This window comes from Streptomyces sp. NPDC002144, assembly GCF_053593695.1.
Map to the genome: position 1 here is coordinate 306,215 of NZ_JBSFDB010000006.1, position 24,495 is coordinate 330,709.

Consider the following 24,495-nt stretch of genomic DNA (forward strand, 5'->3'; position numbering starts at 1 on the left):
CGTCCTTCAGAGATTGGTGAGGTCCGCCGGGATCTTCGCCTCGCGGCCGTCGCGCAGGACGGTGGCCTCTATCAGGCCATAGGGGCGGTCGGCGGCGAAGTAGACCTCGTTGTCGTTCTTGAGCCCGAACGGCTCCAGGTCCACCAGGAAGTGGTGCTTGTTCGGGAGCGAGAAACGCACCTCGTCGATCTCGTCGCGGTGGTCGATGATCCGCGTGCCCATGGCGTACAGGGTCTGCTGCAGCGAGAGGGAGTACGTCTCGGCGAAGGCCTGCAGCATGTGCTTCCTGGCCTGCTCGTAGGACTCGTCCCAGTCGGGCGCCGGCCGGGCGTCGTCGGTCCAGTTGAACCGCCAGCGGCCGGAGACCTCGGTGGCGAGGATGCGGTCGTACGCCTCCGGCAGGGTGGTGTACTTGTCCTTGACGTAGCCCCAGAACTCGGAGTCGGTGGAGTTCAGGACGGTGAGGTCCTTGAGGCCGGAGACGACCTCCCACGCCGAGCCGTCATAGGTGATCTGCGCGAGCCGGGTCTCCTGGCCCTTGCGCACGAAGGAGTGCTTGGCCTCCCCCGGTACCTCGATCCGCTCCCAGGCGTACTCCTCGATGCGGATGCGGGCCCGGTGGATCGGCTCCTGCGAGGTGACGAAGTGCCGGGCGAGGTGGATGCCGAACTGCTCGGCGGAATCGATGCCGTGCTCCTTGGCGAACGCGTACACCGTGTTCTTGGTGGTGTCGGTCGGCAGGACGTTGGCGTTGGAGCCGGAGTAGTGGACCTCGTCCATGTCGCCGGAGAGCGACACCGAGACGTTGAGGTCCTTGATGTGGTGGGTGGCGCCGTCCCGCGTGATCTTGACGACTCGGTTCTCGGCCTTGCCGTACTGGTTCTGTCCCAGAATGGTGGGCATCTGTAGCTAGCTCCCTCGGTATACGGAGTAGCCGAACGGGTTGAGCAGCAGCGGTACGTGGTAGTGCTCGCCCGGCACGACGGCGAACGTGATCGCCACTTCCGGGAAGAACACGCCGGTACCGCTGTCCCGATTCGCGGGGGCGTCCTGCTGCGCATCGGCTTGCTTGTTCTCGAAATACGGTTCGACGGCGAAGTCGAGCCGTACGTGGGTCGTCCCCTCCGGCAGGTCCGGGAGGTCCTTGCACCGGCCGTCGCCGTCGGTCGCCGAACCGCCGAGTGCCTGCCAGTCCGCGCCCCTGTCCCTACGGACGGAGAGGTGGACGGCGACACCCCGGGCGGGGCGGCCGACGCTGGTGTCCAGGATGTGCGTGGACACGGAGGCGGTGGTGCCGGTGCTCATGGTTCAGGCTTCCTCTTCGACGAGCCGGGCGAGGCGGATACGGTTGATCTTCCCCAGCTCGGTGCGGACGATCTCGCGTTCCTGTTCCGGCGCGTTGCCGATCCGCTCCTTGAGCGCGTCGCGCATCTCCTCGGCGCTTCGGCCGGTGGCACAGATGAGGAAGACATGGCCGAACCGGTCCTGGTAGGCCAGGTTCAGTTCGAGCATCTCCGCCTTGAGCTGCTCGGAGGCGCCGGCCATGCCGCGCTGCTCCCGGGCCGAGGCCGGATCGCCCTCCTTGGGGCGGCCGATCGGCGGGTGCCCGGCCATCGCCTCCTCAAGGTCCGCCGTGCTCAGCTCCGTCATGGCTGCGTCGCTGGCGGCGTAGAGGTCCTCGGCGGTGGCGTAGGGGCGGGTGGCGAGCAGGCGCCGTACCCATGCCGTGGAGGCGCACGCCTCGTGGAGCGCGGCGTGGGCCGCCCGCTCCTCCAGGGCGTTGAACCGGGCCAGGCCCGGGGGCGTGGATGTCGACGTCACGGGAGCCTCCGTGGCCGCGAACGGCCGTCGTGCTTCAGCGGGTGCCGTCAGCTAACGCCCCCACGCGACACCACGTCAACACTTTGTTGAAAATTCTGGGTGACGAAACCCGGCGCACCCAGCCCCGCTCAGCTCTCCTTCTCACGGTTGAGGTAGTTGTAGACCGTGAACCGGCTGACGCCGAGCGCGCCGGCGACGGTCTCCACGCCGTGCCGTACGGAGAAGGCGCCGCGCGCCTCGAGCATCCGTACGACCTCCTGCTTGGCCTTGCGGTCCAGCTCGGCCAGGGGTTTGCCCTGCTTGCGCTCCATGGCGGCCAGGATGTGATCGAGGGAGTCCGCGAGCTGCGGGAGGCGTATGGCGACGACGTCGGCGCCCTCCCAGGCGAGTACGACGTCGTCGGGGCCGGCCTCGTCCGGCGGGAGCATCTCCCCGCCCATGGCGTCGACCAGCGGTTTCACGGCCGTGATGAACGGCTCGTCCCCGGTGCCGGTCACGCGCCGCCCTCCCCGATGACGTTGACCTGCAGCGTGATCCGGGTGGCGCCGGCCTCCAGGGTCTTGCGCAGCAGGGCGTCCAGGGCCGTCAGGACGGCGTCGGCACCGCCCTCCGCCGTGTTGCCGAAGGGGCCGACGTCCACCGCGTCCAGCTCGGCCCCCTCGATGACCTCACGGGCGACCAGCGCGTGCGCGGGCGCCTCGTCGAGATCGAAGGGCTCGGTCGTGAACTCCACTCTCAATCGCACGCGCTCAACCTAACGCCCGGTACGGGCCTCCGGGCACCCCTCCCACCGACGGAGACGGCCTGCTCACCGTCACCCCCGCCCCTTGCGCAGGAACGTTCGCAGGTGGCGTTCGGGCCAGGTGTTGATCACGTCGGTCGGGGTGAGCCAGCCGCGCTGGGCCGTGCCGATGCCGTAGCGCATGTTGGCGAGGTGGGGGACGGCGTGGGCGTCGCTGTTCACGGCGAACCTCACCCCGTGGCGGCGGGCCCGCAGGATGTCCTCGTCGCGCAGGTCGAGACGGTCCGGGTGGGCGTTGATCTCCAGGGCGGTGCCGGTGCGGGCGCAGGCGGCGAAGACCGCGTCGAGGTCGGCGTCGATGCCGGGGCGCTTGCCGAGGATCCGGGTCGTGGGGTGGCCGATGATGTTCACGTACGGGTTCTCGCAGGCCCGGACGAGACGCCGGGTCAGGGCGTCGCGGCCCTGGTTGAAGTGCGAGTGGACGGACGCCACGCACAGGTCGAACCCGGCGAGGAAGTCGTCCGGCCAGTCCACCTCGCCGTCGGGGCCGATGTTCAGCTCGGTGCCGTGCAGCAGGCGCAGTCCGCCGCGCCGGCCCCGGGTCGGGTAGGTGCCGTCGAGTTCGCGCACCCGGGCCCGCTGGGCCAGCATCCGCTCGTCGGTCATGCGCTGCATGGCCATGTCGGGCGCGTGGTCGGTGATCGCGTAGTAGGCGTAGCCGCGCGCGGCGGCCGCCTCGGCCATCTCCTCGAGCGGGGCGAGTCCGTCGGTGAGGTCGGTGTGGGTGTGCAGGTCGCCGCGGAGGTCGGACTCGGCGATGAGAGCGGGCAGTTCGTCGCGCAGCCCGGCCTCGATCTCGCCGCGGTCCTCGCGCAGGGTCGGCGGGATCCAGGGCAGTCCGAGGCGGGCGTACACCTCCTCCTCGGTCTCGGAGACGATCTTCTCGCCGGTCTCGACGTCGAAGAGGCCGTACTCGGAGAGCTTCAGCTTGTGGTGGACGGCCCGCTCACGGGTGCGGATGTTGTGCGCCTTGGAGCCGGTGAAGTACTGCAGCGCCGCCCCCCAGGAGTCGGGCGGGACCACGCGCAGATCGACGTTCAGGCCCTTGGTGGTGCGCACGGACGTCTTCTTCTCGCCCGTACCGATCACCTCGGTGACGTACGGCAGCCCGGTGAACGCCCGCATGAGCGGCGCCGGCTTCGTGGAGGCGGCGAGGATGTCGATGTCGCCGATGGTCTCGCGCACCCGCCGCAGCGAGCCGGCGTAGGCGCACCGTTCGCAGCCCGGCACCTCGGTGAGCGCGCCGACGACGTCCTCCGCCAGGCCCATGGCGACGTCGAGCTGGACGCGCCCGCCGGAGGACCGCAGCAGCTCGATGCCGTGCAGGATGTTCTCCTCGGTCTTCGGTCCGAAGCCCTTGAGGTCGCGCAGCCGCTCCTGGTGGATGGCCTCGGCGAGGTCCTCGACCGAGGAGATGCCGAGTTCCTCGTAGACCGTCAGGGCCTTCTTGGGGCCGAGCGTGGGGATGGCCGTCAGCCGGCGTACCCCGGCGGGGATCTTCGCCCGCAGCTCCTCCACCGCCGAGACGCCGCCGGTCTCGAAGTACTCGAGGACCTTCTGGGCGATGGACTTCCCGACGTTCGGGATCTCCTGCAGGCCCTTGAGGTCGAGGGTGGAGACGTCGGCGTGGTGGCCGCCGACCGCGCGCGCCGCCTTCTCGTAGACGCGTGCCCTGAACGCGTCTCCGCCGGTGATCGAGATGAGGTCGGCGTACTCCTGGAGCAGCGCGGCGACCTCGTCGTTGGACCGGGCCACCACCTCAGAGTACTTGACAGCCCCACACCGGCACATGCAGTCTTCCATTAAGCAGAATTACAATTCCGCAATACGGAATATAGACCGTACGGAACACAGAACCATCGCGACACGGAAGGGGCGCCGACCCGCATGGGATTCGCAGACCAGCGCTTCAACGTCAACCTGTCGGTCCTCTTCACGGAGCTCCCGCTGCTTCAGCGCCCCGCGGCCGCCGCCGCGGCCGGCTTCACCGCCGTGGAGCTGTGGTGGCCCTGGGTCGAGACCCCGACGCCCGAGCGGTCCGAGCTGGACGCCCTGCGGAAGGCGATCGAGGACGCCGGCGTCCGGCTCATCGGTCTGAACTTCTACGCCGGCCGGCTGCCCGGCCCCGACCGCGGCGCGCTGTCGGTCCCGGGCGAGGAGTCGGAGCGGTTCCGCGCCAACATCGACGTGGCCGCCGACTTCGCCCACTCACTCGGCGCCACGGCGCTCAACGCCCTCTACGGCAACCGCGTCGACGGCGTCGACCCCGCCGAGCAGGACGCGCTGGCGCTCGAGAACCTGGTCCTCGCGGCCCGGGCGGCCGACCGGATCGGCGCGATCCTGCTGATCGAGGCGCTCAACAAGCCCGAGTCGCCGCTGTATCCGCTGGTGTCTGCCCCGGCCGCGGTCGGGGTCGTCGACAAGGTGAACCGGGCGACGGGCCTGGACAACGCGCGCTTCCTGATGGACCTCTACCACCTGTCCATGAACGGCGAGGACCTGCCGGCGGTGATCGAGGAGTTCGCCGCACGGACCGGCCACGTCCAGATCGCCGACAACCCCGGCCGCGGTGCGCCCGGAACGGGTTCGCTGCCGCTGGAGGACCTCCTCGGCCGGTTGAGGAAGGCCGGCTACGACGGCTGGGTGGGCCTCGAGTACAAGCCGGGCGACCGTCCGAGCGCCGAGACCTTCGACTGGCTGCCCCGCTGATCCCCTGTCGCCGGCCCCCCGCCGCCGACCCCCGCACTGAGAGGCACCCGCATGAGCAACCTCCCCAAGATCGCCTGGATAGGCCTCGGCATCATGGGCTCCCCGATGTCCGAGAACCTGATCAAGGCGGGTTACGACGTCACCGGCTTCACCCTGGAGCAGGACAAGCTGGACCGCCTGACGGCGGCCGGCGGCACCGCGGCGCACTCCGTCGCCGAGGCCGTCCGCGGGGCCGACGTGATCATCACGATGGTGCCCGCGTCACCGCAGGTCGAGGCCGTGTCGTACGGCCCCGACGGCATCCTGGACAACGCCCGCCCCGGCGCCCTGCTGATCGACATGTCCTCGATCACCCCGCAGACCTCCGTCGACCTCGCGAAGGCCGCCCGCGACAAGGGCGTCCGCGTGCTCGACGCCCCCGTCTCCGGCGGTGAGGCCGGCGCCGTGGAGGCCGTGCTGTCCATCATGGTCGGCGGCGAACAGGCGGACTTCGACGAGGCGAAGCCGGTCTTCGAGGCGCTGGGGAAGACCATCGTGCTGTGCGGTCCGCACGGCTCGGGCCAGACGGTGAAGGCCGCCAACCAGCTGATCGTCGCCGTGAACATCCAGGCGTGCGCGGAGGCCGTGGTCTTCCTGGAGAAGTCCGGCGTGGACCTGGGGGCCGCGCTGGACGTCCTCGGCGGCGGCCTCGCCGGGTCGACCGTGCTGGCGCGGAAGAAGGACAACTTCCTCGGCCGCGACTTCAGGCCGGGCTTCCGGATCGACCTGCACCACAAGGACATGGGCATCGTCACGGACGCGGCCCGCACCGTCGGCGCCGCGCTCCCGGTCGGTGCCGTGGTCGCCCAACTCGTCGCGAGCCTGCGGGCCCAGGGCGACGGCGGCCTGGACCACTCGGCCCTGCTGCGGGGCGTGGAGCGCCTCTCCGGTCCCCAGGTCTGACCCCCCGACTTCCGGTCCGCGGCGGCGCCGACATCAGTCCTGTCGCGCCCAGGCGCCGCCGCGGACCGGAAACCCACGCACATCAGGAGAATCACGGACGGCCCGCGACCGTCGGACGGCCCGGACGAGGGGTGGCCGGCCGGCGGCGCGGGCGCGGCGAGGACCGCGGCGGTGTGCGAGCCAGTGCGGTGGTGAAGGGACCGGAACCTCCTTCTACGACCTGAGGGAAGGAGCCCCCGGCCCCGTCGCGGCCACCGCGGTCCCGGCCACCCGAGAGGCGCCGGATGCGGAACGATCCGCATCCGGCGCCTCTCGCCGTTCCGGGTGCGGAGCCCTCGCTTCCGCAGGAGTCTGAAGGCATGGCACATCCGACGGAGCATCCGCATGTCGTGGTCCACGCGCCGGCCCTGGACGGCTCACGGCGGGTCACGGAGGGCGACAGGACGCTCGGCATCGCCACGCACGTGGACGACGTGTCCGAGATCCTGCGGCTGGCCGACCTCTACGTCACGGACGTCGAGGGAAGCGAGCTCATCGAGTGGCAGGGCGGCGGCCCCGAGGACTGGCCGGGGCTGTCCGAACACCACGAACTGACGTGACCGCGCACGTACACCCGGGGACGTAGGACGTCTACGCAAACCTCAAATCCAGCTCTGAACACGGGTCAACAGGCTTCAACCGCCCGTCCCCGAGGGCATATTCACGAAGCCTGGGACCCGCCGACACGGGGGCGGCGGGCCCCGGACACCGCGAAGGGCGGCTCACCCCGCTGGGATGAGCCGCCCTTCGCCGTCTCCGCGGACGCCTCAGACCTGCAGCGTCCTGATCGAGGTCGGCGCGTGCCCCGGCTCGGTCGCGATCTCCTCGAACTCGACGACGTCGCCGATGTCGTTGGTGGTGGACATGGAGATGTTGGTGACCCGCTCCAGTATCGCCTCGACCACCACGGGGACCTGGTACTCCCGGGCGAGCTTCTTGGCCTGCTCGAAGGCCGCGCCCAGCTCCGCCGGGTCGGTCACCCGGATCGCCTTGCAGCCCAGGCCCTCGGCGACCTTGACGTGGTCGACGCCGTAGACGCCCAGTTCGGGCGAGTTGACGTTCTCGAACTCCAGCTTCACCTGGAAGTCGATGTCGAACGCCCGCTGCGCCTGACGGATCAGGCCCAGATAGGAGTTGTTCACCAGGACATGGACGTACGGGATCCGGTGCTGCGCCCCGACCGCCAGCTCCTCGATCATGAACTGGAAGTCGTAGTCGCCGGAGAGGGCCACGACGGGCGTCTCCGGGTCGGCCTTGGCCACCCCGAGCGCCGCCGGGATCGTCCAGCCCAGGGGGCCCGCCTGGCCGCAGTTGATCCAGTGGCAGGGCCTGTAGACGTGGAGCATCTGGGCGCCGGCGATCTGGGAGAGGCCGATCGTGGAGACGTACCGGGTGTCCGGGCCGAAGGCCTTGTTCATCTCCTCGTAGACGCGCTGCGGCTTGATCGGGACGTCGTCGAAGTGCGTACGGCGCTGGAGGGTCGCCTTCCTCTCCTGGGCCGCGGCGGCCCAGGCGCTCCGGTCCGGCAGCATGCCCGCCGCCCTCAACTCCCGTGCCACCTCGACGAACTTCTCCAGCGCGGCCCTGGCGTCGGAGGCGATGCCGTAGTCGGGCGCGAAGATCCTGCCGATCTGCGTCGGCTCGACGTCGACGTGCACGAAGGTGCGGCCTGCCGTGTAGACGTCCAGCCTGCCGGTGTGGCGGTTGGCCCAGCGGTTGCCGATGCCGAGGACGAAGTCGGACTCCAGGAAGGTCGCGTTGCCGTAGCGGTGCGAGGTCTGCAGGCCGACCATGCCCGCGTTCAGCTCGTGGTCGTCGGGCAGCGCGCCCCAGCCCATCAGCGTCGGCACGACCGGGGTTCCGGTCAACTCGGCGAACTCGACGAGCAGTTCGCAGGCGTCCGCGGTGATCACCCCGCCGCCTGCCACGATCAGCGGGCGCTCGGAGGCGTTCAGCAGGCCGATCGCCTTCTCGATCTGGGCGCGGGTGGCGGCCGGCCTGTAGACCGGGAGCGGCTCGTACGTCTCCGGGTCGAACTCGATCTCCGTGAGCTGCACGTCGATCGGCAGGTCGATCAGGACCGGCCCGGGGCGGCCGGAGCGCATGAGGTGGAAGGCCTGCTGGAAGACGCCCGGGACCTGCGCGGCCTCCAGCACGGTGACCGCCATCTTCGTGACCGGCCGCGCGATCGAGGCGATGTCGACGGCCTGGAAGTCCTCCTTGTGGATCACGGCGGTCGGCGCCTGGCCGGTGACGCACAGGATCGGCACGGAGTCGCCGATGGCCGAGTAGAGCCCGGTGATCATGTCGGTGCCGGCCGGACCGGACGTGCCGACGCAGACGCCGATGTTGCCCGGGCGGGTCCTCGTGTAGCCCTCGGCCATGTGGGAGGCACCCTCGACATGGCGGGCGAGGGTGTGGGTGATGCCGCCGGAGGCCTTGAGAGCCGCGTAGAAGGGGTTGATCGCCGCGCCCGGCACCCCGAACGCGTCGCTGACGCCCTCGCGCTTGAGGATCTCAACTGCCGCACGGGCAGCGGTCATACGTGCCATCGAGTACTCCTGCCTCGGCTGTCGGATTCGCACTCCCGTCGCGCCCTGCGGTGAGCTTCTTCCGTATAGCGGAAAGTAACTTCTACTATCTGGAAGCAATGTAGGTGGGTGCGGGAGGGCCGTCAAGAGAGGGCCGGGGCAGGCGAAAGGGGCGCCGCCGGGGCCCGGGTCCCGGCGGCGCCCCTCGGAAGACGTCCTCAGACGCCGTACTTCTCCCGCAGCTCCACCTTCCGCACCTTCCCCGACACCGTCATCGGGAAGGAGTCCAGGATCTGCAGCCTGCTGGGCACCTTGTAGTGCGCCAGCCGGCCCTCGCAGAAGGCGCGTACCTCCTCGAGCGTCGGCGGGTCGGCGGGGTCGCGGGGGATGACGCAGGCCAGGACCTCCTCGCCGTACGTCTCGTGCGGCACGCCGACGACCTGGACGTCCTGGATCTTCGGGTGGCCGTAGAGGAACTCCTCGATCTCGCGCGGGTAGATGTTCTCGCCGCCCCGGATGACCATGTCCTTGATGCGGCCGACGATCTCGACGTAGCCGTCCTCGCGCATCGTCGCCAGGTCGCCGGTGTGCATCCAGCGGCCGGGGTCGACGGCCTCGGCGGTCTTCTCGGGCTCGTTCCAGTAGCCGAGCATCACGCTGTAGCCGCGGGTGCACAACTCGCCCGCGGTGCCACGGGGCCTGGTCACGCCCGTCGCCGGGTCGACGATCTTCACCTCGATGTGCGGCAGGACGCGGCCGACCGTGCCCGTGCGGTGTTCCAGGTCGTCGTCCATCCTGGTCTGCAGCGAGACCGGTGACGTCTCCGTCATGCCGTAGCAGATGGAGACCTGCTCCATGTGCATCTCGGCGACCACCCGCTTCATCACCTCCACCGGGCAGGGCGAGCCCGCCATGATGCCGGTGCGCAGGGAGGTGAGGTCGTAGCCCGCGAAGTCGGGGAGGTTCAGCTCCGCGATGAACATGGTCGGGACGCCGTAGAGGGAGGTGCAGCGCTCCCGCTGAACCGCCTCCAGGGTCGCCCTCGGGTCGAAGGACGGGGCGGGGATGACCATGCAGGCGCCGTGCGAGGTGGCGGCCAGGTTGCCCATCACCATGCCGAAGCAGTGGTAGAAGGGCACCGGGATGCAGATCCGGTCCTCCTCGGTGTAGGCGATCAACTCGCCCACGAAATAGCCGTTGTTGAGGATGTTGTGGTGGGAGAGGGTGGCCCCCTTCGGGAAGCCGGTCGTCCCCGAGGTGTACTGGATGTTGATGGGGTCGTCGCAGGACAGTTCCGCGTACGCGGCCTCGCCGGCCGCCCGCCGCCGGAACGCGTCCCAGCTCGGGTCGCCGATGTAGACCGTCTCCCGCAACTGCGGGCACCTGCCCCGCACTTCCTCGACCATCGCCCGGTAGTCGCTGCTCTTGTGGCTGATCGAGGCGAACAGCAGTGAGACACCGGACTGGCCCAGGACGAACTCCACCTCGTGCGTCCGGTAGGCGGGGTTGATGTTCACCATGACCGCGCCGACGCGGGCGGTGGCGTACTGGACCAGCACCCACTCGGGGCAGTTGACCGCCCAGATGCCCACCCGGTCGCCCTTGACGACCCCGCTCGCCACCAGGGCCCGCGCCAACTCGTCCACGTCGGCGGCGAATTCGGCGTAGGTCCAGCGCCGCCCGGAGGGCACGTCCACCAGCGCCTCGCGGTCCGGCCACTTCGCCACCGCCCGGTCCAGGTTGGCCCCGATGGTGTCACCGAGCAGGGCGGTGGTTCCCGTCCCGTGCGTGTACGACAGCTGCGCGGTCACCGGAAGTCCTCCTCGCGGTACTCGGCGTCCGACCCGGCCGCGGTGGCCTCGCGCAGCTCGATGCGGCGGATCTTGCCGGAGACGGTCTTGGGCAGGGGCGCGAACTCCAGACGGCGGATGCGCTTGTAGGGGGCGAGGACCTCGCGGGAGTGCTCGAAGAGCACCTTCGCGGTGTCGGGGCCCGGCTGCCAGCCCTCGGCGAGCACGACATACGCCTTGGGCACGGCCAGGCGCAGCTCGTCGGGGGCGGGCACGACGGCCGCCTCGGCCACCGCCTCGTGCTCCAGCAGCGCGCTCTCCAGCTCGAAGGGGCTGATCTTGTAGTCGGAGGCCTTGAAGACGTCGTCGCTGCGGCCGATGTAGGTGAGGTATCCCTCCTCGTCGCGCGAGGCGACGTCACCGGTGCGGTAGTAGCCGCCGGCCATCGCCTCGGCCGTGCGGTCCGGGTCGCCGTGGTAGCCGGTCATCAGGCCGACGGGCCGGGCGGACAGGTCCAGGGCGATCTCGCCCTCCGTGGCACCGGGCGCGCCGGTCACCGGGTCCAGGAGTTCGACCTGGTAGCCCGGGCTCGGCCGGCCCATCGAACCGGTCTTCAGCCGCTGGCCGGGGCTGTTGGCGACCTGCACGGCCGTCTCGGTCTGCCCGAAGCCGTCCCGGACGGTGACGCCCCACGAGCGCCGGACCTGCTCGATGACCTCGGGGTTCAGCGGCTCCCCCGCGGCCACGACCTCGCGCGGCCGGGTGCGCAGCTGGGTGAGGTCGGCCTGGATGAGCATGCGCCACACGGTCGGCGGGGCGCAGAAGGTGGTGACGCCCGCGCGGTCCATCTCGGCCATCAGCCGGGCCGGGTCGAAGCGCGTGTAGTTGTGGATGAAGACGGTCGCCTCCGCGTTCCACGGGGCGAACAGGTTGGACCAGGCGTGCTTGGCCCAGCCGGGCGAGGAGATGTTGAGATGCACGTCCCCGGGCCTGAGGCCGATCCAGTACATGGTGGCCAGATGCCCGATCGGGTACGAGGTGTGGGTGTGCTCGACCAGCTTGGGGCGGGCGGTGGTGCCCGAGGTGAAGTACAGCATCAGCGGGTCGTCGGCGAGGGTGGGCCCGTCGGGCAGGAACCCGGCCGGGGCGGCGTACGCGTCCTCGTACGGCTCCCAGCCCTCCTCGGGCAGTCCGCCGACGGAGATGCGGGTGTAGGCGCCGGGCACGTCGTCGAACTTGGCGGTGTCCTCGGCCCGTACGATCACGTGCTTGACCCGGCCCCGGTCCACGCGGTCGCGCAGGTCGGCGGGGCCGAGCAGCGGGGTGGCCGGGATGACCACGGCCCGCAGCTTCATCGCGGCGAGGGCCGTCTCCCACAACTCGGCCTGGTTGCCGAGCATGACGAGGACGCGGTCCTCGGCGGCGACTCCGCGGTCGCGCAGCCAGGTGGCCACCCGGTCCGAGCGGTCGGACATCTCCGCGAAGGAGAGCCGGACCTCGGTGCCGTCCTCCTCGACGATGTGCAGGGCGGGCCGGTCGTTGCCGTCGGCGATGACGTCGAACCAGTCGAGCGCCCAGTTGAAGCGCTCGGGCCGGGGCCAGCCGAACCCCTCGTATGCCTTCGCGTAATCCTCACGGTGCGCGAGCAGGAAGTCCCGCGCCCTCCGGAACTCCTCCGTGGCCGTCGTCATCGTGTTCCTCTCTTTCTCCGGTCGTTCCCCTTCGGGGCGCTCCACCGATGTCGAGGCCCCTACGGCTCACTCCCTCTGACCGGACCATTGCCGGGCGGCTCTCTGCCATCGTGTAATCCGTGATGCAGGTCTCACTACCCCCGTACGGGGGTGTGCGCCGCACAGAAAGGGCGAGCGGGTGACGGCGGAGGCGGGCGGGGCGGTCGAGATACGGAACGCGCTGGTGCGGCTGCGGCGCACGACCGGACTCCCGGTCGCCTTCGGCGGGCTGGTGGAGCCCGGGCGCCGGCATGTGCGCATCAGCGAACTCAGCGGCGCCGCCACGAGCGCGCTGAGCGGCCTGCCGGTGAGTTCCGGCAACGGCCTCGGCGGCCGGGCGGTCGCCCTCGCGCGCCCCTGCGCCGTGACGGACTACTCCTCGTCGCGGCAGATCAGCCACGAGTACGACGTCCCCGTCGCCGCCGAGGGCCTGCGCTCGGTGCTGGCGGTCCCGGTGGTGGTGCGGCGCCGGGTGCGCGGTGTGCTGTACGGCGCCCTGCGCACGGCCCAGCCGCTCGGCGACCGCACGCTGGACGCGGCGATGGAGGCGGCCCGGGACGTGGAGCAGACGCTGGTCGTGCGGGAGGAGGTGCGCGAGCTCGTCGCGGCGGCCGTCGGTGCGCCGCCCGCCGCCGACCCGCCCCCGAGCGCGGCCTGGGAGCAGGTCCGGGAGGCTCACGCGGCGTTGCGCGCCCTGGCCCCGCGGATCGCGGACCCGGTGCTGCGGGAGGAGCTGCTGGAGGCGTGCGCGCTGCTGACGTCGGAGACGTCCGGGCCGGAGGTCCGGCTCGCCCCCCGTGAGCTGGACGTCCTCGCCTGTCTCGCGGCCGGGGTGACGAACGCCGTGGCGTCCGAGCGGCTGGGGCTGCGGCCGGAGACGGTGAAGAGCTATCTGCGCTCGGCGATGCGCAAGCTGGGGGCGCACACCCGGGGGGAGGCGGTCGCGGCGGCCCGCCGGGCGGGACTGCTGCCGTAGCCCGCGGCAACCGTCTCGACAAGCGGTATTCATTACGCGATGCTTTGAATTTCCGTATGCTGCACCCTTGTTATGTCCCTCACCACCAGGTCCGTCCGAATTTCAAAGAGACGTTGCCTAGAATTTGGTCCGGACACGACACCCGGAGGGGAGCGGTAACCGTGCGACGGGACTTCAAGGAGCCTGCCAGAAGCCGCCCCGACCTGGTCATCGGCAGGGAGGAGCCGTTCGGCGCGGCGCGCGAGCAGCTCGCCCGCGGCGGCAGTGTGCTGCTTCACGGCCCCGCCGGAATAGGAAAGTCGACCGTCCTGCGGGCATTGGCATCCGAATATGGGACAGCGGCCACGACCGTGTTGCGCTGCTCGGCGACCGAGTCCGAATCCCATCTCCCCTTCCTGGCCCTCGCGGACCTGCTCGGCCTGGTCCTCGACAAGGTCTCCGACGCACTGCCGCCCGCCCAGCGCACGGCGCTGGAGTCGGCGCTCACCGGCCGCGGCGAGTCCACCCTCCAGCGCGACGGCCTCGCCCTGCGGCTGGCCGTGCTCTCCGCCCTGCGCACCCTGGCCGCCGAGGGACCCGTCCTGATCGTCGCCGACGACCTGCAGTGGCTGGACTCCGCCAGCGCCGAACTCCTCGGCTTCGCCGCCCGCCGCCTCGGCGACACCCCGGTGCGGATGCTGTGCGCGGTGCGCACCGAGGGCCAGGAGTACGACCGCTTCCTGCGCGCCTCGCCGCCGGACACCCTCGCCGTGCGGCTCGGCGCCCTCTCCCGCACCCAGGTCTCCGCCCTGCTCGACCACCGCGGCTACACCGGCCTGCCCCGCTCCACGGTCCGCGACATCCACCGCACCAGCGGCGGCAACCCGCTCTTCGCGCTCGAACTGGGCCGCGCCCTGGCGGAGAACCCCACCCCGCCCCGGCCGGGCGAGCCGCTGCCGGTGCCCACCTCACTGCGCGCGCTGGTCCTCAGCCGTCTGGAGATGCTCTCCGACGACGCCCGCCGCACCCTCCTGGTGGCCAGCGCCGGCGCCCGCCCCACCCTGGCGCTGCTGCACGCGGCCGGCCGGGAGAACGCCGAGGCCGAGACCGCCCAGGCGGCCGAGCTGGGACTGCTGGCGACGGAGCCCGAGGGTCCCGCCGTACGGTTCGCGCACCCGCTGATCTCCGCCGCGCTGTACGCGGAGGCGCCGGCGCAGGAGCGGCGGGCCGCGCACGCCGCGCTGTCGACGGCGGCCTCGGACCCGATCGAGCGGGCCCGGCATCTCGCGCTCGCGACCACCGGCGCGGACCCCGAGGCGGCGGCCCGGCTCGCGGAGGCCGCCGCGCTGGCCCGGGACCGCGGCGCCCCCTCCGCGGCCGCCTCACTGGGTCTGCTGGCCGCCCGGCACACCCCGGCCGACGGCGATCCCGGCCCGGACGAGCGCAGGCTGCAGGCCGCCGAGGACGCGATCATCGCCGGCGAGGTGGATCTCGCCCGGGACATCGCGCGGGACGTGCTGACCCGGGCCACCGCGCCCGCCGACCGGGTACGGGCCTGGATGGTGGTGATCGAGTCGGCCGGGCAGGCGCTCGGCGACGTCGACACCGTCTACCCGCAGGCGCTCGCCGACGCCGGCTCCGACCCCGGGCTGCTCGCCCTGGTCCACTACCAGCTGGCCTGGCGGGGACTGGTCGTGGAGGGCGACTTCGCCACCGGCCGGGAGGAGGCGGCGCACGCGGCGGAGCTGGCCGCGCGGGCCGGGGACCGGCGCACCGAACTGCTCGCGCTCGCCTTCCAGGGCGAGACCGAGACCCTGATGGGCCATCCGGACGCGCCCGCCACCATCCAGCGCGCCATGAAGGAACCCCAGGACCCACAGGTCGCCAGCCACCACAACGGCGCGGGCTCCGCCCGCTTCCGCTGGCTGGTCATGAGCGACCAGGTGCCCGAGGCCCGCTCCACCGTCACCGCGCTGCTGCGCCGGGCACGGCAACGCGGCATGGTCGAGAGCGAGGTGCATTTCGTTCGCATGCTCGCCGAGACCGAGCTGCGCTCCGGGCACTGCGGACGCGCCCTGGACCTGGCCCGGGAGAGCATGCGGCTGGCCCGCGACTCCGGCATCGGCGAGATCCCCTCCGCGGTGCTCAACTCCCTCGCCGAGGCCTCAGGCGGCGACGCCGACCGTGCGCTGGCCCTGGCCCGCGAGGCCCTGGATCAGGCCGAGCAGGCGGGCGACCAGATGTACGTCTCCCGGGGGCTGACCGCGCTCGGGCACGCGCAGCTGGTCGCCGAGGACGCCGAGGGCGCGGTGCGTTCGCTGCGCCGGGTGCGGGAGCTGGAGCACGGGCTCGGCATCACCGACCCGGCCCGCGGCCGCTGGCACGGCGACCTCGCCGAGGCCCTGGTGCGCATCGGCGAGGTGGACGAGGCGCGCGAACTGGTCGCCGGGGCGCGCGAGCACGCGCTGCGGCTCGGCCGGGAGAGCGTCCTGGCGGTCCTGGACCGGGCCGAGGCCCTGGTGCGGGCCGCGCGCGGCGAACACGAGGCCGCGCTCGCCCAGCTGACCCAGGCTCAGGACCGGCTCGCCAAGCTGGGATACGGCCTGGAGGAGGCACGGGCCGCCTTCGCGCTGGCCTCCTTGCGCACCCGCCGCGCGGGACCCACGTCGTACGACGAGGCGGCCCGGCTCTTCCGTCGGTGCCGGGCGCTGCCGTGGCTGCGGCAGGTGGAGGCGGCGGCCGCGGCGAACCCGGTGGAACCGAATCCGCCCGTCGCCGCGTCAGAGGGCCTGGAGGGCCTCGCCTCGATGGAGCGTCAGGTCGCCGCGCTCGTCATGGAGGGCGCGACCAACCGCGAGATCGCCGCGCGTCTGTTCATCAGCGTCAAGACGGTCGAGGCGACCCTCACCCGGGTCTACCGCAAGCTCGGCATCCGCTCTCGGGTGGATATCGTCCGACTGGCGGCGGGGCGCCGTACGAAGTGAGGTTTGTCCGGGTTTACTAGGGGTCGACCGAGGGTTTTCCCTGCCCAACTCCCCTAGGGGGTTCCCTCATTGGGGTGAGGGTGCGCCGGGTCCTAGCGTAAGGGCATGCCGCTCGCCCGGGCATACGGGGGTCGGTCCCGCGACCCCCGTGCACCAACCCCCACACCCGCGCGATCCCCCACCGGCAACCCCCACAGGAGACTCATGTTCGGGCTCACCCGTGCCAGAAAGACCGCCGCGGTCCTCGCGGCGGGCGCCGCGGCGGTCACCACCGCAGTTCTCGGCGCACCTTCGGCGGCAGCCGCGCCCCAGCCGATCGTCGGGGGCACGACGACCACCACCACGGCCTACCCGTTCGTCATGCAGATCACGGACGCCTCGCAGAACCAGTTCTGCGGCGGCACCCTCGTCTCGGCCACCAAGGTCGTGACGGCCGCCCACTGCATGGTGGGCGAGACCACGAGCAGCGTCCGCGTCGTCGGCGGCCGCACCTACCTCAACGGCACCAACGGCACCGTCAGCAAGGTCAGCAAGATCTGGATCAACCCGTCCTACACCGACGCCACCAACGGCGACGACGTGGCGGTGCTGACCCTGTCGACGTCGATGCCGTACACCACGGCGAAGTACGTCTCCTCCTCGGACACGGGCGTGTACGTGGCCGGCACCACCGCGCGCATCCTGGGCTGGGGTACCACCTCGGAGAACGGCAGCTCCTCCAACCAGCTGCGGACCGCGACCGTCCCGATCGTGTCCGACTCCAGCTGCCGGAGCTCCTACGGTTCGGACTACGTCCAGTCCGACATGGTTTGCGCCGGATACACCTCCGGCGGCACAGACACCTGCCAGGGCGACAGCGGCGGTCCCCTGCTCATCGGGGGCGTCCTGGCAGGGATCACTTCTTGGGGCGAGGGCTGCGCGGAAGCGGGGTACCCGGGTGTCTACACCCGGCTGACCACCTTCTCCAGCCTGGTGACCGCACAGGTCAACTCATAGCTCCGAGAGCTTCCTGAGCACCCCTCAGGAGTAAGGCCAGGGGGCGTTGCGAGCTACCACGAGCAGCTCGCAGCGCCCCCTATCCACGTGTGCGCTACTTGTCGGCGGTGAGCTTCCCCGCGGCGCCCCAGCTGTCCGCGGGGACCTCGTGGATCCACACCTGCACGGTCTCGGCCGGGATCCGGTAGGCGTCCACGAAGGCGTCGGTGACGCGCTTGACGAGGTCCCGCTTGAGCTCGGTGTCGCGCGGGCCCTGCTGGATGGTGACGATCGGCATGGCTGAACTCCCTTGTCCCTGTGTCGTTCTCGGGTGAGTCCAGTCCATCGCCTCCGACGTCCGCGACCAAGGAGCAGACCGCGACCGCAGCGATCAGTTCTCGTGATCGCCGCAGGCCAGGAGCAGGGTGTCCAGGTGCGGGGGGCCGGCGGCGGCCCGCACGGCGAGTCCCGTCGACAGGGCGAGGCCGGGCGGGCGGAACGGTACGAAGGCCACGCGCGGGCTGTGCAGCACGCGCGCGTGGGAGGCGTACACGACCGTCCACAACGGGCGGGTGCCGATGGTGGCGAGGGTGTCCTGGAGGGAGCCGCTCGCCGGTCCGGGCAGCGGTGTGAAGCCGGCCTCGTGGCAGGCGCCGACGACCAGGTCGACCAGGGCGGGGTTGTTGCGCCGCTCGGTCAGGCTCAGGGGCAGCTCCGCCAGTTCCTCGACGCCGATCTCCTCGCGCCCGGCGAGCGGATGCGCGGCGGGGAGGGCTGCGACCAGGGGGTCGGGCCACAGCGGCAGCACACGGACGCCCTGCCGGGGCTCGGCGGCCCGGACGAACGCGGCGTCCAGCCGGCCGCGCGCGACCCGCTCCAGGCGTTCGGCGGCCGGGAGGGAGAAGAGCTCGACGGGGACGTCCGGCGCCCGGCGGGCGAAGGCGGCGAGCACGCGGTCGAGGTGCGCGCCCAGGCCCGTGCTGGTGCCGATCCGCAGGCCGGGCGGCGGGGCGACGGCGGCGCGGGCCCTCTCGGCGGCGGCCAGCACCGTGCGCGCCTCGGGCAGCAGCCGCTCCCCCGCCGCCGTGAGCCGCACCCGGCGCGGGGTCCGGTCGAACAGCTCGGCGCCCAGTTCCCGCTCCAGGCGCTGTATCTGCATGCTCACCGCCGACTGCACGATGTGCAGCCGCTCGGCCGCCCGCCCGAAATGCAGCTCCTCGGCGACGGTGACGAAGTAGGTGAGCTGCCGCAGTTCCATGGATCCGACTCTAGAGCGGAGGCCGTGGGGCTTGTTTCCACGTGCGGCGGACGGGAGTGATCTGGGGGATCTGCGCACGGTGCTGGACGGGGCGCTGGTCGGGGAACCGGGCGGGCCGACTGAGGCTCACGCGATCACGGTCCCGAACCGGATGTCGTACGGCGTGGCCGGGTACAGGACGCCGAGCATGCGCTCCGCCTCCGCCGTGAGCTCCGTCCGCTGAGCCCTGGTGAGGCTGCCGAAGGGTTCGATGACGAGGGCGTCCCGCTCCAGCTTCCACACGCCGGCCAGGAAGCCGTCGACGAGGAACGTGCAGTGCACCAGGTTCCCCACCCAGCTGCGGCCCCAGTACTCGGGCGGCACCACCCGGGTGCGGTCGGCGTGGGAGAGGAGCAGGTTGTCGAACTCGGGGAGGAAGCGGGGCGGGGCGGGGGTGTCCTCGTCGGGGCGCGGGGCGTCGGGGAGGTCGAGGAGTTCGACGCCGCTTTCGTCGCGGAAGGCGAGCAGCCGCGGGCGCAGCCGCTCGAAGGGCTCGCGCAGGCGGGTCAGGCCGGCCCAGGTCTGCATGTCCTTCACCGAGGCGGGACCGTAGGCGGCGAGGTAGCGCAGGACGACGTCCTCCGCCGCCGGGGCGGGTGCGGCGGGGCGGCCGAGCCAGTGCTCGGCGGTGGTGAGGGCGACCTGACCGCTCCGTCCCCACAGCCCGCGCGGGGTGACCTGGACCAGCGGCAGCCTGCACCGGGCGGCGATGCCGAGGGCCTGCGGGTCGGCGTCCGGCCACTCGGCGTGCAGGGCCTCGCGCAGCTGCTTCATGGTGCGCGGCGCCTCCTCGACGAGCTCCCGGGCCAGGACCGTGAGGCGGTCGAGGTCGACGCCCTGCAGCCCCTTGCGAAAGGTGGTCAGCTCACGGTCGCGGGCGGGCTGGACCAGGGGGCGCAGGGTGAGACAGTCGTCGGCGGTGTGGGTGTGGATGGTCGAACGCAGGGTGACGATGCGGACGACCTCGCGCTCGGCCATCAGCCGCGAGAGCTCCTCGGGGACGAAGCCTTCCAGGCGGGCGGCGAGGGCGAGGTAGGGCGGCTTGACGTTCTGCGCCTGGAGGCCGACGAGATGCTCGACGGCGGCCCGCGCGGACAGCGGTGAGCGGCGCAGCAGGAGCTGCCGGTCGAGGGTCGCGCGGTTCAGGGCGAGGGTGCCGAGCACGGGAGCGGCGGCTGTCGTCTTCGTCATGTACGGCACGCTCACTGGGCTCGCGGACACCTTCTGTCCGCAACTCTCACCGAATCCCGGTCGCACGGGTCACCCCGGCGTCGTTTGCCCCGTATATCCTGCTCCGGATCACGCAGCCGCAGGTTCGACCCCGGAGGCAGCCGCATGTCCGAGCGACGCGCCCGTCCGGCCGCCAGGAACGCCAGGAACTCCATGAGGTCCGTGTGGCGGCGCGCGCTGACGCCTCCGCAGCCCCCCGCGGCCGACACCACCGCCCCGCCGCCAAAAGAGAGGCCCGCCGAGCAGACGGAGGTGGCCAGCGTCGTCCAGGCCGCCCTGTACCGCGACGGGGTGCGCATCTCCTCCCCCGCCACGCTCGCCGAAACCTTTCGCGAGCTGCGTGAGGAGCCGTCCGGGATGGCCTGGATCGGCCTCGCCCGCCCGACGGACGCCGAGCTGCTCTCCCTGGCCGCCGAGTTCGATCTCCACCCGCTGTCGGTGGAGGACGCGATGGAGGCGCATCAGCGGCCCAAGCTGGAGCGCTACGGCGACACACTGTTCGTCGTGCTGCGCGCCGCCCGCTATCTGGACGCCCCGGAGGAGGTCGACTTCGGCGAGCTGCACGTCTTCGTCGGCCCCGACTTCGTGATCACCGTCCGGCACGGCGCCGCCCCCGACCTCTCGGCGGTCCGGCGCCGCATGGAGGAGACACCGGAGCTGCTGAAGCTGGGCCCGGAGGCGGTCCTGTACGCCATCCTCGACGCGGTGGTGGACGGGTACGCGCCGGTCGTCGCCGGCGTGCAGAACGACATCGACGAGATCGAGACGGAGGTCTTCCGCGGCGACCCGGAGGTCTCCCGCCGTATCTACGAACTCTCCCGGGAGATGGTCGAGTTCCAACGCGCCACCCGCCCGCTGGTGGGCATGCTGCACGGGCTGATCGCCGGCTTCTCCAAGTACGAGACCGACGAGGAGCTCCAGCGCTACCTCCGTGACGTCGCCGACCACGTCACCCACACGAGCGAGCGGGTGGACAGCTTCCGCCAGGCCCTCACCGAGATCCTCACGGTGAACGCGACCCTGGTCACCCAGCAGCAGAACGCGGAGATGCGGGCGCTGGCGGAAGCGGGCTTCGAGCAGAACGAGGAGATCAAGAAGATCTCGTCATGGGCGGCCATTCTGTTCGCCCCGACGCTGGTCGGGACGATCTACGGGATGAACTTCGCGCACATGCCGGAGCTGCACTGGCTGCTCGGCTATCCCTTCGCGATCGGGCTGATGGGAGTGGTCTGCGTCAGCCTGTACGTGATCTTCAAACACCGCGACTGGCTCTAGCGGGTCACTTGGGGCCGTCGGAGCGACGGCGGTGGAGGGTGAAGGTCTCGAAGACCGACAGCTCGCCGTGCGGCTTGTTGACGTTGTAGTACGTCACGTGCATGCGCGTGGTGTCACCGGGGTGCCGGCCGGGGTCCACGGTGAACGCGGCGAAGCCGTAGGGGTGGTCGAGGTCGCGCACGCCGACCCAGACGGCCTGCTCCTTGGTGTACGTGGCGGTGCGCTTGCCGTTGGGGCCGGGGCTCGCGGACACCGCGGTGATGACCTTGGCGGTGCCGTCCTTGAAGAAGTTCTGGTTGGTGGTGCCGGACACGCCTCCGCCGCCCAGGATCATGTGCACGGTGCCCAGGCCCGCGTCGATGTCGTCGGTGGCCTGGGAGACCGGGTCGGGGGTGAGCGTCTCGCTGCCGGAGACGACCCCGCGCACGGCCAGGGAGCGCTCGTAGTTGTGCTCGTGGCCGCACAGCACGAGGTCCACGCCGTACTTGTCGAACAGCGGGCCGTACTTCTGCCGGAGGCCGAGGTCGGCGCCGTTGGCGTCGGAGGAGCTGATCATGATCTGGTGCATGGCGACGACGACCCAGTCGATGTCGCGGGAGGACCGGGCCGCCTTCAACTCCTTTTCCAGGAAGGCGAGCTGACGACCGCCGGAGTAGCCGCTGATGTAGACGTCGCCGCCGTCCTGCAGGCAGTTGTCGTCGTTCTGCAGCACGATGACCCGCACCGAGCCGGCCGTGAAGGCGTACCACAGGCCCGCGAGTTCGGGGTCGGTCTCGGTGGACGGCAGGTCGAAGTAGGTCTGGTAGGCGCCGAGTCCGATCGGGCCGTTGGCCTTCTCGATCTCGTGGTTGCCGGCCGCCGGCATCCAGGGGCGGAAGCGCGCCGAACGGGTGTTGTTGGTGAAGAAGTTGTTCCAGGTCCGCACCCGGTCGACGTCCAGGTTGGCGTAGCACAGGTCGCCGTTGAGGAGGTGGAAGAGCGGGGCGACCTGCTCGACGCCGGTGACGATGTCCTTGGTGGCGGGAGTGGAGTTGGCGTCCAGCGCCACCGTGCCGTTCGCGGCCCAGGTGACCTGCGGCGCGGACTGGTCGCCGAAGCTGGTGAAGGTGAGGGGCCGGCGTCCGCTGGGGGCGGTGCGGAAGGTGCCGCTGTCGGGCGTGGTGCCCTCGTGGGTGGCGAGGTAGAGGTAGTCGGTGTCCGGGCGCAGCTTGGTCAGCGAGGCGTGGTGGACGTAGACGGTGCGGCTGGAGGTGCCGTCGACGTAGGTGACCGTGCGGGCCTTGGCCTTGGAGCCGAAGCCGTGCTCCAGCGTGCCGTAGTGGACCACGGGTCTGGTGACCGGTCTGTCGGTGATCCACGACACCGTCATCTGGGTGCGCGGGTCCGCTCCGAAGGTCAGGTGCAGCCCCTGGACCGGAGGCGCGCCGGCGGAGTCGGCGGTGAGGTGGAGGGACGGGGCGGCGAGCGGCGCGGCCTGGGCCGTGCCGGCCCCCAGCAACGGGGCGGCGGCCGCTCCGGCCCCCGCCGTGCCGAGCAGGCCCAGCGCGTGACGCCGGCTGACCCCCTCGGAAGACTGCGCCGACCCGTCCGGCGTGTTGGCCTCTGTGGTCATGGTCCCCTCCCTGGCGAGCGGTTGAGCTGACAACGACCGCACCCTGGCGCGCTCCGGCGGCACTTGAGTGAACGCCGTGTGGCCAGTGGGTCATCGTGCGCCGCGTGTCGCGCCGCGGGGCACGTTTCTTGCCGCCGTCTTTGCCGGTGCCCGCCCCGCAGTTGACCCGCCCGCCCCCGCGGTCCCTCCGAAGCCGCCCGGTACGCTGGCGCACGTCCCTCGCGGACCCCTGACTCGAGGAGTGCGATGGCGGTGGGCCGGCCCCAGGATCTGCTCCAGCTGCTGACCAGGGCCGAGCGGCTGTCCGCTCGCCGTACGCAGCGCGTGCTGGAGGAGTTCGGCTGCTCGGTGGAGGGGTGGCGGGTGCTGGCGCTGCTGTCCGACGGGCAGGGGCACAACATGACGGCCATCGCCGACTGCGCCTTCCTGCCGCCGCCGAGCCTGACCAAGCTGATGGACCAGCTCGTCGACCGCAACCTCGTCCACCGGCGCACCGACCCGGTCGACCGGCGCCGGATCCTGGCCCGGCTGACCGAGCGCGGGCAGCGGTTCTGGCAGGAGGTCGACGAACGGGTCCGGGCGGAGTGGGCGACGCTGCCGGTTCAGGAGGACGCCGAGCAGTTGCAGACGTTGCTGGCCCGGCTGTCCCAGGCGCTGGCGGACGGGGTCACGCCAGGTCGTGCGGCGCCGGGAGCCGGGCGAGGACGGTGAAGTCCAGCCCGTCGGCCTGCGCGAGGTAGACACGCTGGCGCACGTGCCGGCCGTCGAGTCCGACCAGGCCGCGCGGCCCCTCGTAGGAGACGTTCCGGGCGGCCGCCCCGATCGCCGAGACGTCGAGGGCGCGGGCCCGTTCGACGAGTGCGGCCAGCAGCAGCACGCCCTCGTAGCAGGACTCGCCGAGGCTGCCGGGCACGGGTGCGTCGGGGCCGTAGCGGGCGGCGTAGGCGCCGTGGAAGTCCATGCTGTTGCGGTCGGCGAGCGAGGTGAAGAAGCCGGCCGTGCTGAACAGGTCGGCGGTGGCGTCGGGGCCGCTGCCCAGCAGCATGTTCTCGTCCATGAGGGTGCTGAGCCTCAGGCACCGCTGGTCCAGTCCGGCGGCGGCGAAGGCTCGGTTGAAGCGGACCGCGTCGCTCCCCACCAGCAGCATCAGCACGGCGTCGGCGTCCGCGCGCTCGATCCGCCGCAGTACGGCGGTGAAGTCGTCGGTGCCGAGCGGGAGATACGCCTCGCCGCAGACCCGGCCGCGGCACGCGCGCGCGTACCGGCGGGCCGAACGGGCCGTGCGGCGCGGCCACACGTAGTCGTTGCCGACGACGAACCACCGGCGCACACGACGCGCGTCCGCCAACAGGCGCATGGCGGGGTGCAGTTGCGAGGCCGGGGTCTCGCTGGTGAGGTAGACGCCCTCGGTGCGCTCCCCGCCCTCGTACAGGGCGGTGTAGACGTAGGGCACCCGGTGCGCGATCCGCGGCGCGAGGGCCTGCCGTACGGAGGAGATGTGCCAGCCGGTGACGCCCTGCACCTGGCCCGCCGCCACCAGCGCGTCCACCTGTTCGGCGACCTGCCCCGGCGGCGCGCCCCCGTCCACCTCCATCAGCCGCAGCTCCCGGCCCAGCACCCCGCCCGCCCTGTTGATCTCCTCCGCGGCGAGCCGCGCACAGGCCTCGCAGGCCGGTCCGAAGATCCCGGCGGGCCCCTGCAGCGGATACACGAGCGCGACGTTCAGAGCACAGTCGTCGGCCGTGAACCAGTCGGGGACGCGGGGGCGGGGCGGCGGCCGATGCATGGGCCCATGATGACAGG

The 24,495-nt window shown here is 71.6% G+C and carries 22 protein-coding genes; 8 read left to right on the plus strand and 14 right to left on the minus strand.

What is annotated here, in order from left to right; translation table 11 throughout:
- Positions 1 to 6 precede the first annotated feature (6 nt).
- The 6 genes from pucL to polX form a co-directional block, all read right to left on the minus strand.
- Positions 7 to 903 carry a factor-independent urate hydroxylase gene (gene pucL / locus ACWCQ1_RS12090; RefSeq protein ID WP_133041747.1) on the minus strand — a complete coding sequence of 299 codons (897 nt, stop codon included), beginning with the start codon at positions 901 to 903 and terminating at the stop codon, positions 7 to 9.
- A 6-nt stretch (positions 904 to 909) separates the two neighbouring features.
- Positions 910 to 1,305, minus strand: a complete 396-nt coding sequence (uraH, locus tag ACWCQ1_RS12095) for a hydroxyisourate hydrolase (protein ID WP_358596606.1) — start codon at positions 1,303 to 1,305, stop codon at positions 910 to 912.
- Between the two features lie 3 nt (positions 1,306 to 1,308).
- Positions 1,309 to 1,821, minus strand: a complete 513-nt coding sequence (uraD, locus tag ACWCQ1_RS12100) for a 2-oxo-4-hydroxy-4-carboxy-5-ureidoimidazoline decarboxylase (RefSeq protein WP_358596609.1) — start codon at positions 1,819 to 1,821, stop codon at positions 1,309 to 1,311.
- 128 nt (positions 1,822 to 1,949) lie between these two features.
- On the minus strand, positions 1,950 to 2,318 hold the full coding sequence (locus ACWCQ1_RS12105; protein WP_133041744.1) for a helix-turn-helix domain-containing protein: 369 nt from the start codon (positions 2,316 to 2,318) through the stop codon (positions 1,950 to 1,952).
- Positions 2,315 to 2,566, minus strand: a complete 252-nt coding sequence (locus ACWCQ1_RS12110) for a hypothetical protein (RefSeq protein ID WP_133041743.1) — start codon at positions 2,564 to 2,566, stop codon at positions 2,315 to 2,317. Before ACWCQ1_RS12110 ends, ACWCQ1_RS12105 begins: the two co-directional genes overlap by 4 nt.
- Before the next feature lie 69 nt (positions 2,567 to 2,635).
- Entirely contained in the window at positions 2,636 to 4,378 is a 1,743-nt protein-coding gene (gene polX / locus ACWCQ1_RS12115; RefSeq protein ID WP_451026384.1) for a DNA polymerase/3'-5' exonuclease PolX, read from the minus strand.
- A gap of 132 nt (positions 4,379 to 4,510) precedes the next feature.
- On the opposite strand from polX, the gene ACWCQ1_RS12120 reads away from it, so the two are divergent.
- From ACWCQ1_RS12120 to ACWCQ1_RS12130, 3 genes are all read left to right on the plus strand, one after another.
- A complete protein-coding gene (locus ACWCQ1_RS12120; protein ID WP_451026385.1) occupies positions 4,511 to 5,332 on the plus strand; it encodes a TIM barrel protein in 822 nt (273 codons plus the stop codon).
- Positions 5,333 to 5,383: 51 nt separating this feature from the next.
- Positions 5,384 to 6,274 carry a 2-hydroxy-3-oxopropionate reductase gene (locus tag ACWCQ1_RS12125; protein ID WP_358596618.1) on the plus strand — a complete coding sequence of 297 codons (891 nt, stop codon included), beginning with the start codon at positions 5,384 to 5,386 and terminating at the stop codon, positions 6,272 to 6,274.
- Between the two features lie 359 nt (positions 6,275 to 6,633).
- Positions 6,634 to 6,873 (plus strand): hypothetical protein, encoded by a 240-nt coding sequence (locus tag ACWCQ1_RS12130; protein ID WP_165954738.1) that lies wholly within the window; start codon positions 6,634 to 6,636, stop codon positions 6,871 to 6,873.
- 207 nt (positions 6,874 to 7,080) lie between these two features.
- Here ACWCQ1_RS12130 and gcl read toward each other — a convergent pair whose 3' ends face one another.
- The 3 genes from gcl to ACWCQ1_RS12145 form a co-directional block, all read right to left on the minus strand.
- Complete coding sequence (gene gcl / locus ACWCQ1_RS12135) at positions 7,081 to 8,865, minus strand: glyoxylate carboligase (protein WP_451026386.1); 1,785 nt, start codon at positions 8,863 to 8,865, stop codon at positions 7,081 to 7,083.
- A 197-nt stretch (positions 8,866 to 9,062) separates the two neighbouring features.
- Positions 9,063 to 10,655 (minus strand): AMP-binding protein, encoded by a 1,593-nt coding sequence (locus ACWCQ1_RS12140; protein ID WP_451026387.1) that lies wholly within the window; start codon positions 10,653 to 10,655, stop codon positions 9,063 to 9,065.
- Positions 10,652 to 12,325, minus strand: a complete 1,674-nt coding sequence (locus ACWCQ1_RS12145) for an AMP-binding protein (RefSeq protein ID WP_358596627.1) — start codon at positions 12,323 to 12,325, stop codon at positions 10,652 to 10,654. The genes ACWCQ1_RS12140 and ACWCQ1_RS12145 overlap by 4 nt, the downstream gene beginning before the upstream one ends.
- A gap of 178 nt (positions 12,326 to 12,503) precedes the next feature.
- Between ACWCQ1_RS12145 and ACWCQ1_RS12150 the strand changes: the two genes are divergently transcribed.
- The 3 genes from ACWCQ1_RS12150 to ACWCQ1_RS12160 all read left to right on the plus strand — a co-directional run bounded on the left by ACWCQ1_RS12150 (position 12,504) and on the right by ACWCQ1_RS12160 (position 17,299).
- On the plus strand, positions 12,504 to 13,340 hold the full coding sequence (locus ACWCQ1_RS12150) for a helix-turn-helix transcriptional regulator (RefSeq protein ID WP_358596630.1): 837 nt from the start codon (positions 12,504 to 12,506) through the stop codon (positions 13,338 to 13,340).
- A 161-nt stretch (positions 13,341 to 13,501) separates the two neighbouring features.
- Entirely contained in the window at positions 13,502 to 16,303 is a 2,802-nt protein-coding gene (locus ACWCQ1_RS12155) for an AAA family ATPase (protein ID WP_207929654.1), read from the plus strand.
- Positions 16,304 to 16,507: 204 nt separating this feature from the next.
- Positions 16,508 to 17,299 (plus strand): S1 family peptidase, encoded by a 792-nt coding sequence (locus ACWCQ1_RS12160; protein WP_451026388.1) that lies wholly within the window; start codon positions 16,508 to 16,510, stop codon positions 17,297 to 17,299.
- A gap of 94 nt (positions 17,300 to 17,393) precedes the next feature.
- Here ACWCQ1_RS12160 and dmpI read toward each other — a convergent pair whose 3' ends face one another.
- The 3 genes from dmpI to ACWCQ1_RS12175 form a co-directional block, all read right to left on the minus strand.
- A complete protein-coding gene (dmpI, locus tag ACWCQ1_RS12165; RefSeq protein WP_208784516.1) occupies positions 17,394 to 17,576 on the minus strand; it encodes a 4-oxalocrotonate tautomerase DmpI in 183 nt (60 codons plus the stop codon).
- A gap of 93 nt (positions 17,577 to 17,669) precedes the next feature.
- Positions 17,670 to 18,536, minus strand: coding sequence for a LysR family transcriptional regulator (locus tag ACWCQ1_RS12170; protein ID WP_358596642.1), 867 nt, complete (start codon positions 18,534 to 18,536; stop codon positions 17,670 to 17,672).
- Between the two features lie 126 nt (positions 18,537 to 18,662).
- A complete protein-coding gene (locus ACWCQ1_RS12175; RefSeq protein WP_451026389.1) occupies positions 18,663 to 19,766 on the minus strand; it encodes a winged helix DNA-binding domain-containing protein in 1,104 nt (367 codons plus the stop codon).
- A 144-nt stretch (positions 19,767 to 19,910) separates the two neighbouring features.
- On the opposite strand from ACWCQ1_RS12175, the gene ACWCQ1_RS12180 reads away from it, so the two are divergent.
- Entirely contained in the window at positions 19,911 to 21,080 is a 1,170-nt protein-coding gene (locus ACWCQ1_RS12180) for a magnesium and cobalt transport protein CorA (protein WP_358596648.1), read from the plus strand.
- 4 nt (positions 21,081 to 21,084) lie between these two features.
- Here ACWCQ1_RS12180 and ACWCQ1_RS12185 read toward each other — a convergent pair whose 3' ends face one another.
- Entirely contained in the window at positions 21,085 to 22,692 is a 1,608-nt protein-coding gene (locus ACWCQ1_RS12185; RefSeq protein ID WP_451026390.1) for a purple acid phosphatase family protein, read from the minus strand.
- Between the two features lie 246 nt (positions 22,693 to 22,938).
- Between ACWCQ1_RS12185 and ACWCQ1_RS12190 the strand changes: the two genes are divergently transcribed.
- A complete protein-coding gene (locus tag ACWCQ1_RS12190; protein WP_358596654.1) occupies positions 22,939 to 23,403 on the plus strand; it encodes a MarR family winged helix-turn-helix transcriptional regulator in 465 nt (154 codons plus the stop codon).
- Here ACWCQ1_RS12190 and ACWCQ1_RS12195 read toward each other — a convergent pair.
- A complete protein-coding gene (locus tag ACWCQ1_RS12195) occupies positions 23,360 to 24,478 on the minus strand; it encodes a substrate-binding domain-containing protein (RefSeq protein WP_358596657.1) in 1,119 nt (372 codons plus the stop codon). The genes ACWCQ1_RS12190 and ACWCQ1_RS12195 overlap by 44 nt on opposite strands.
- Between the last annotated feature and the right edge of the window lie 17 nt (positions 24,479 to 24,495).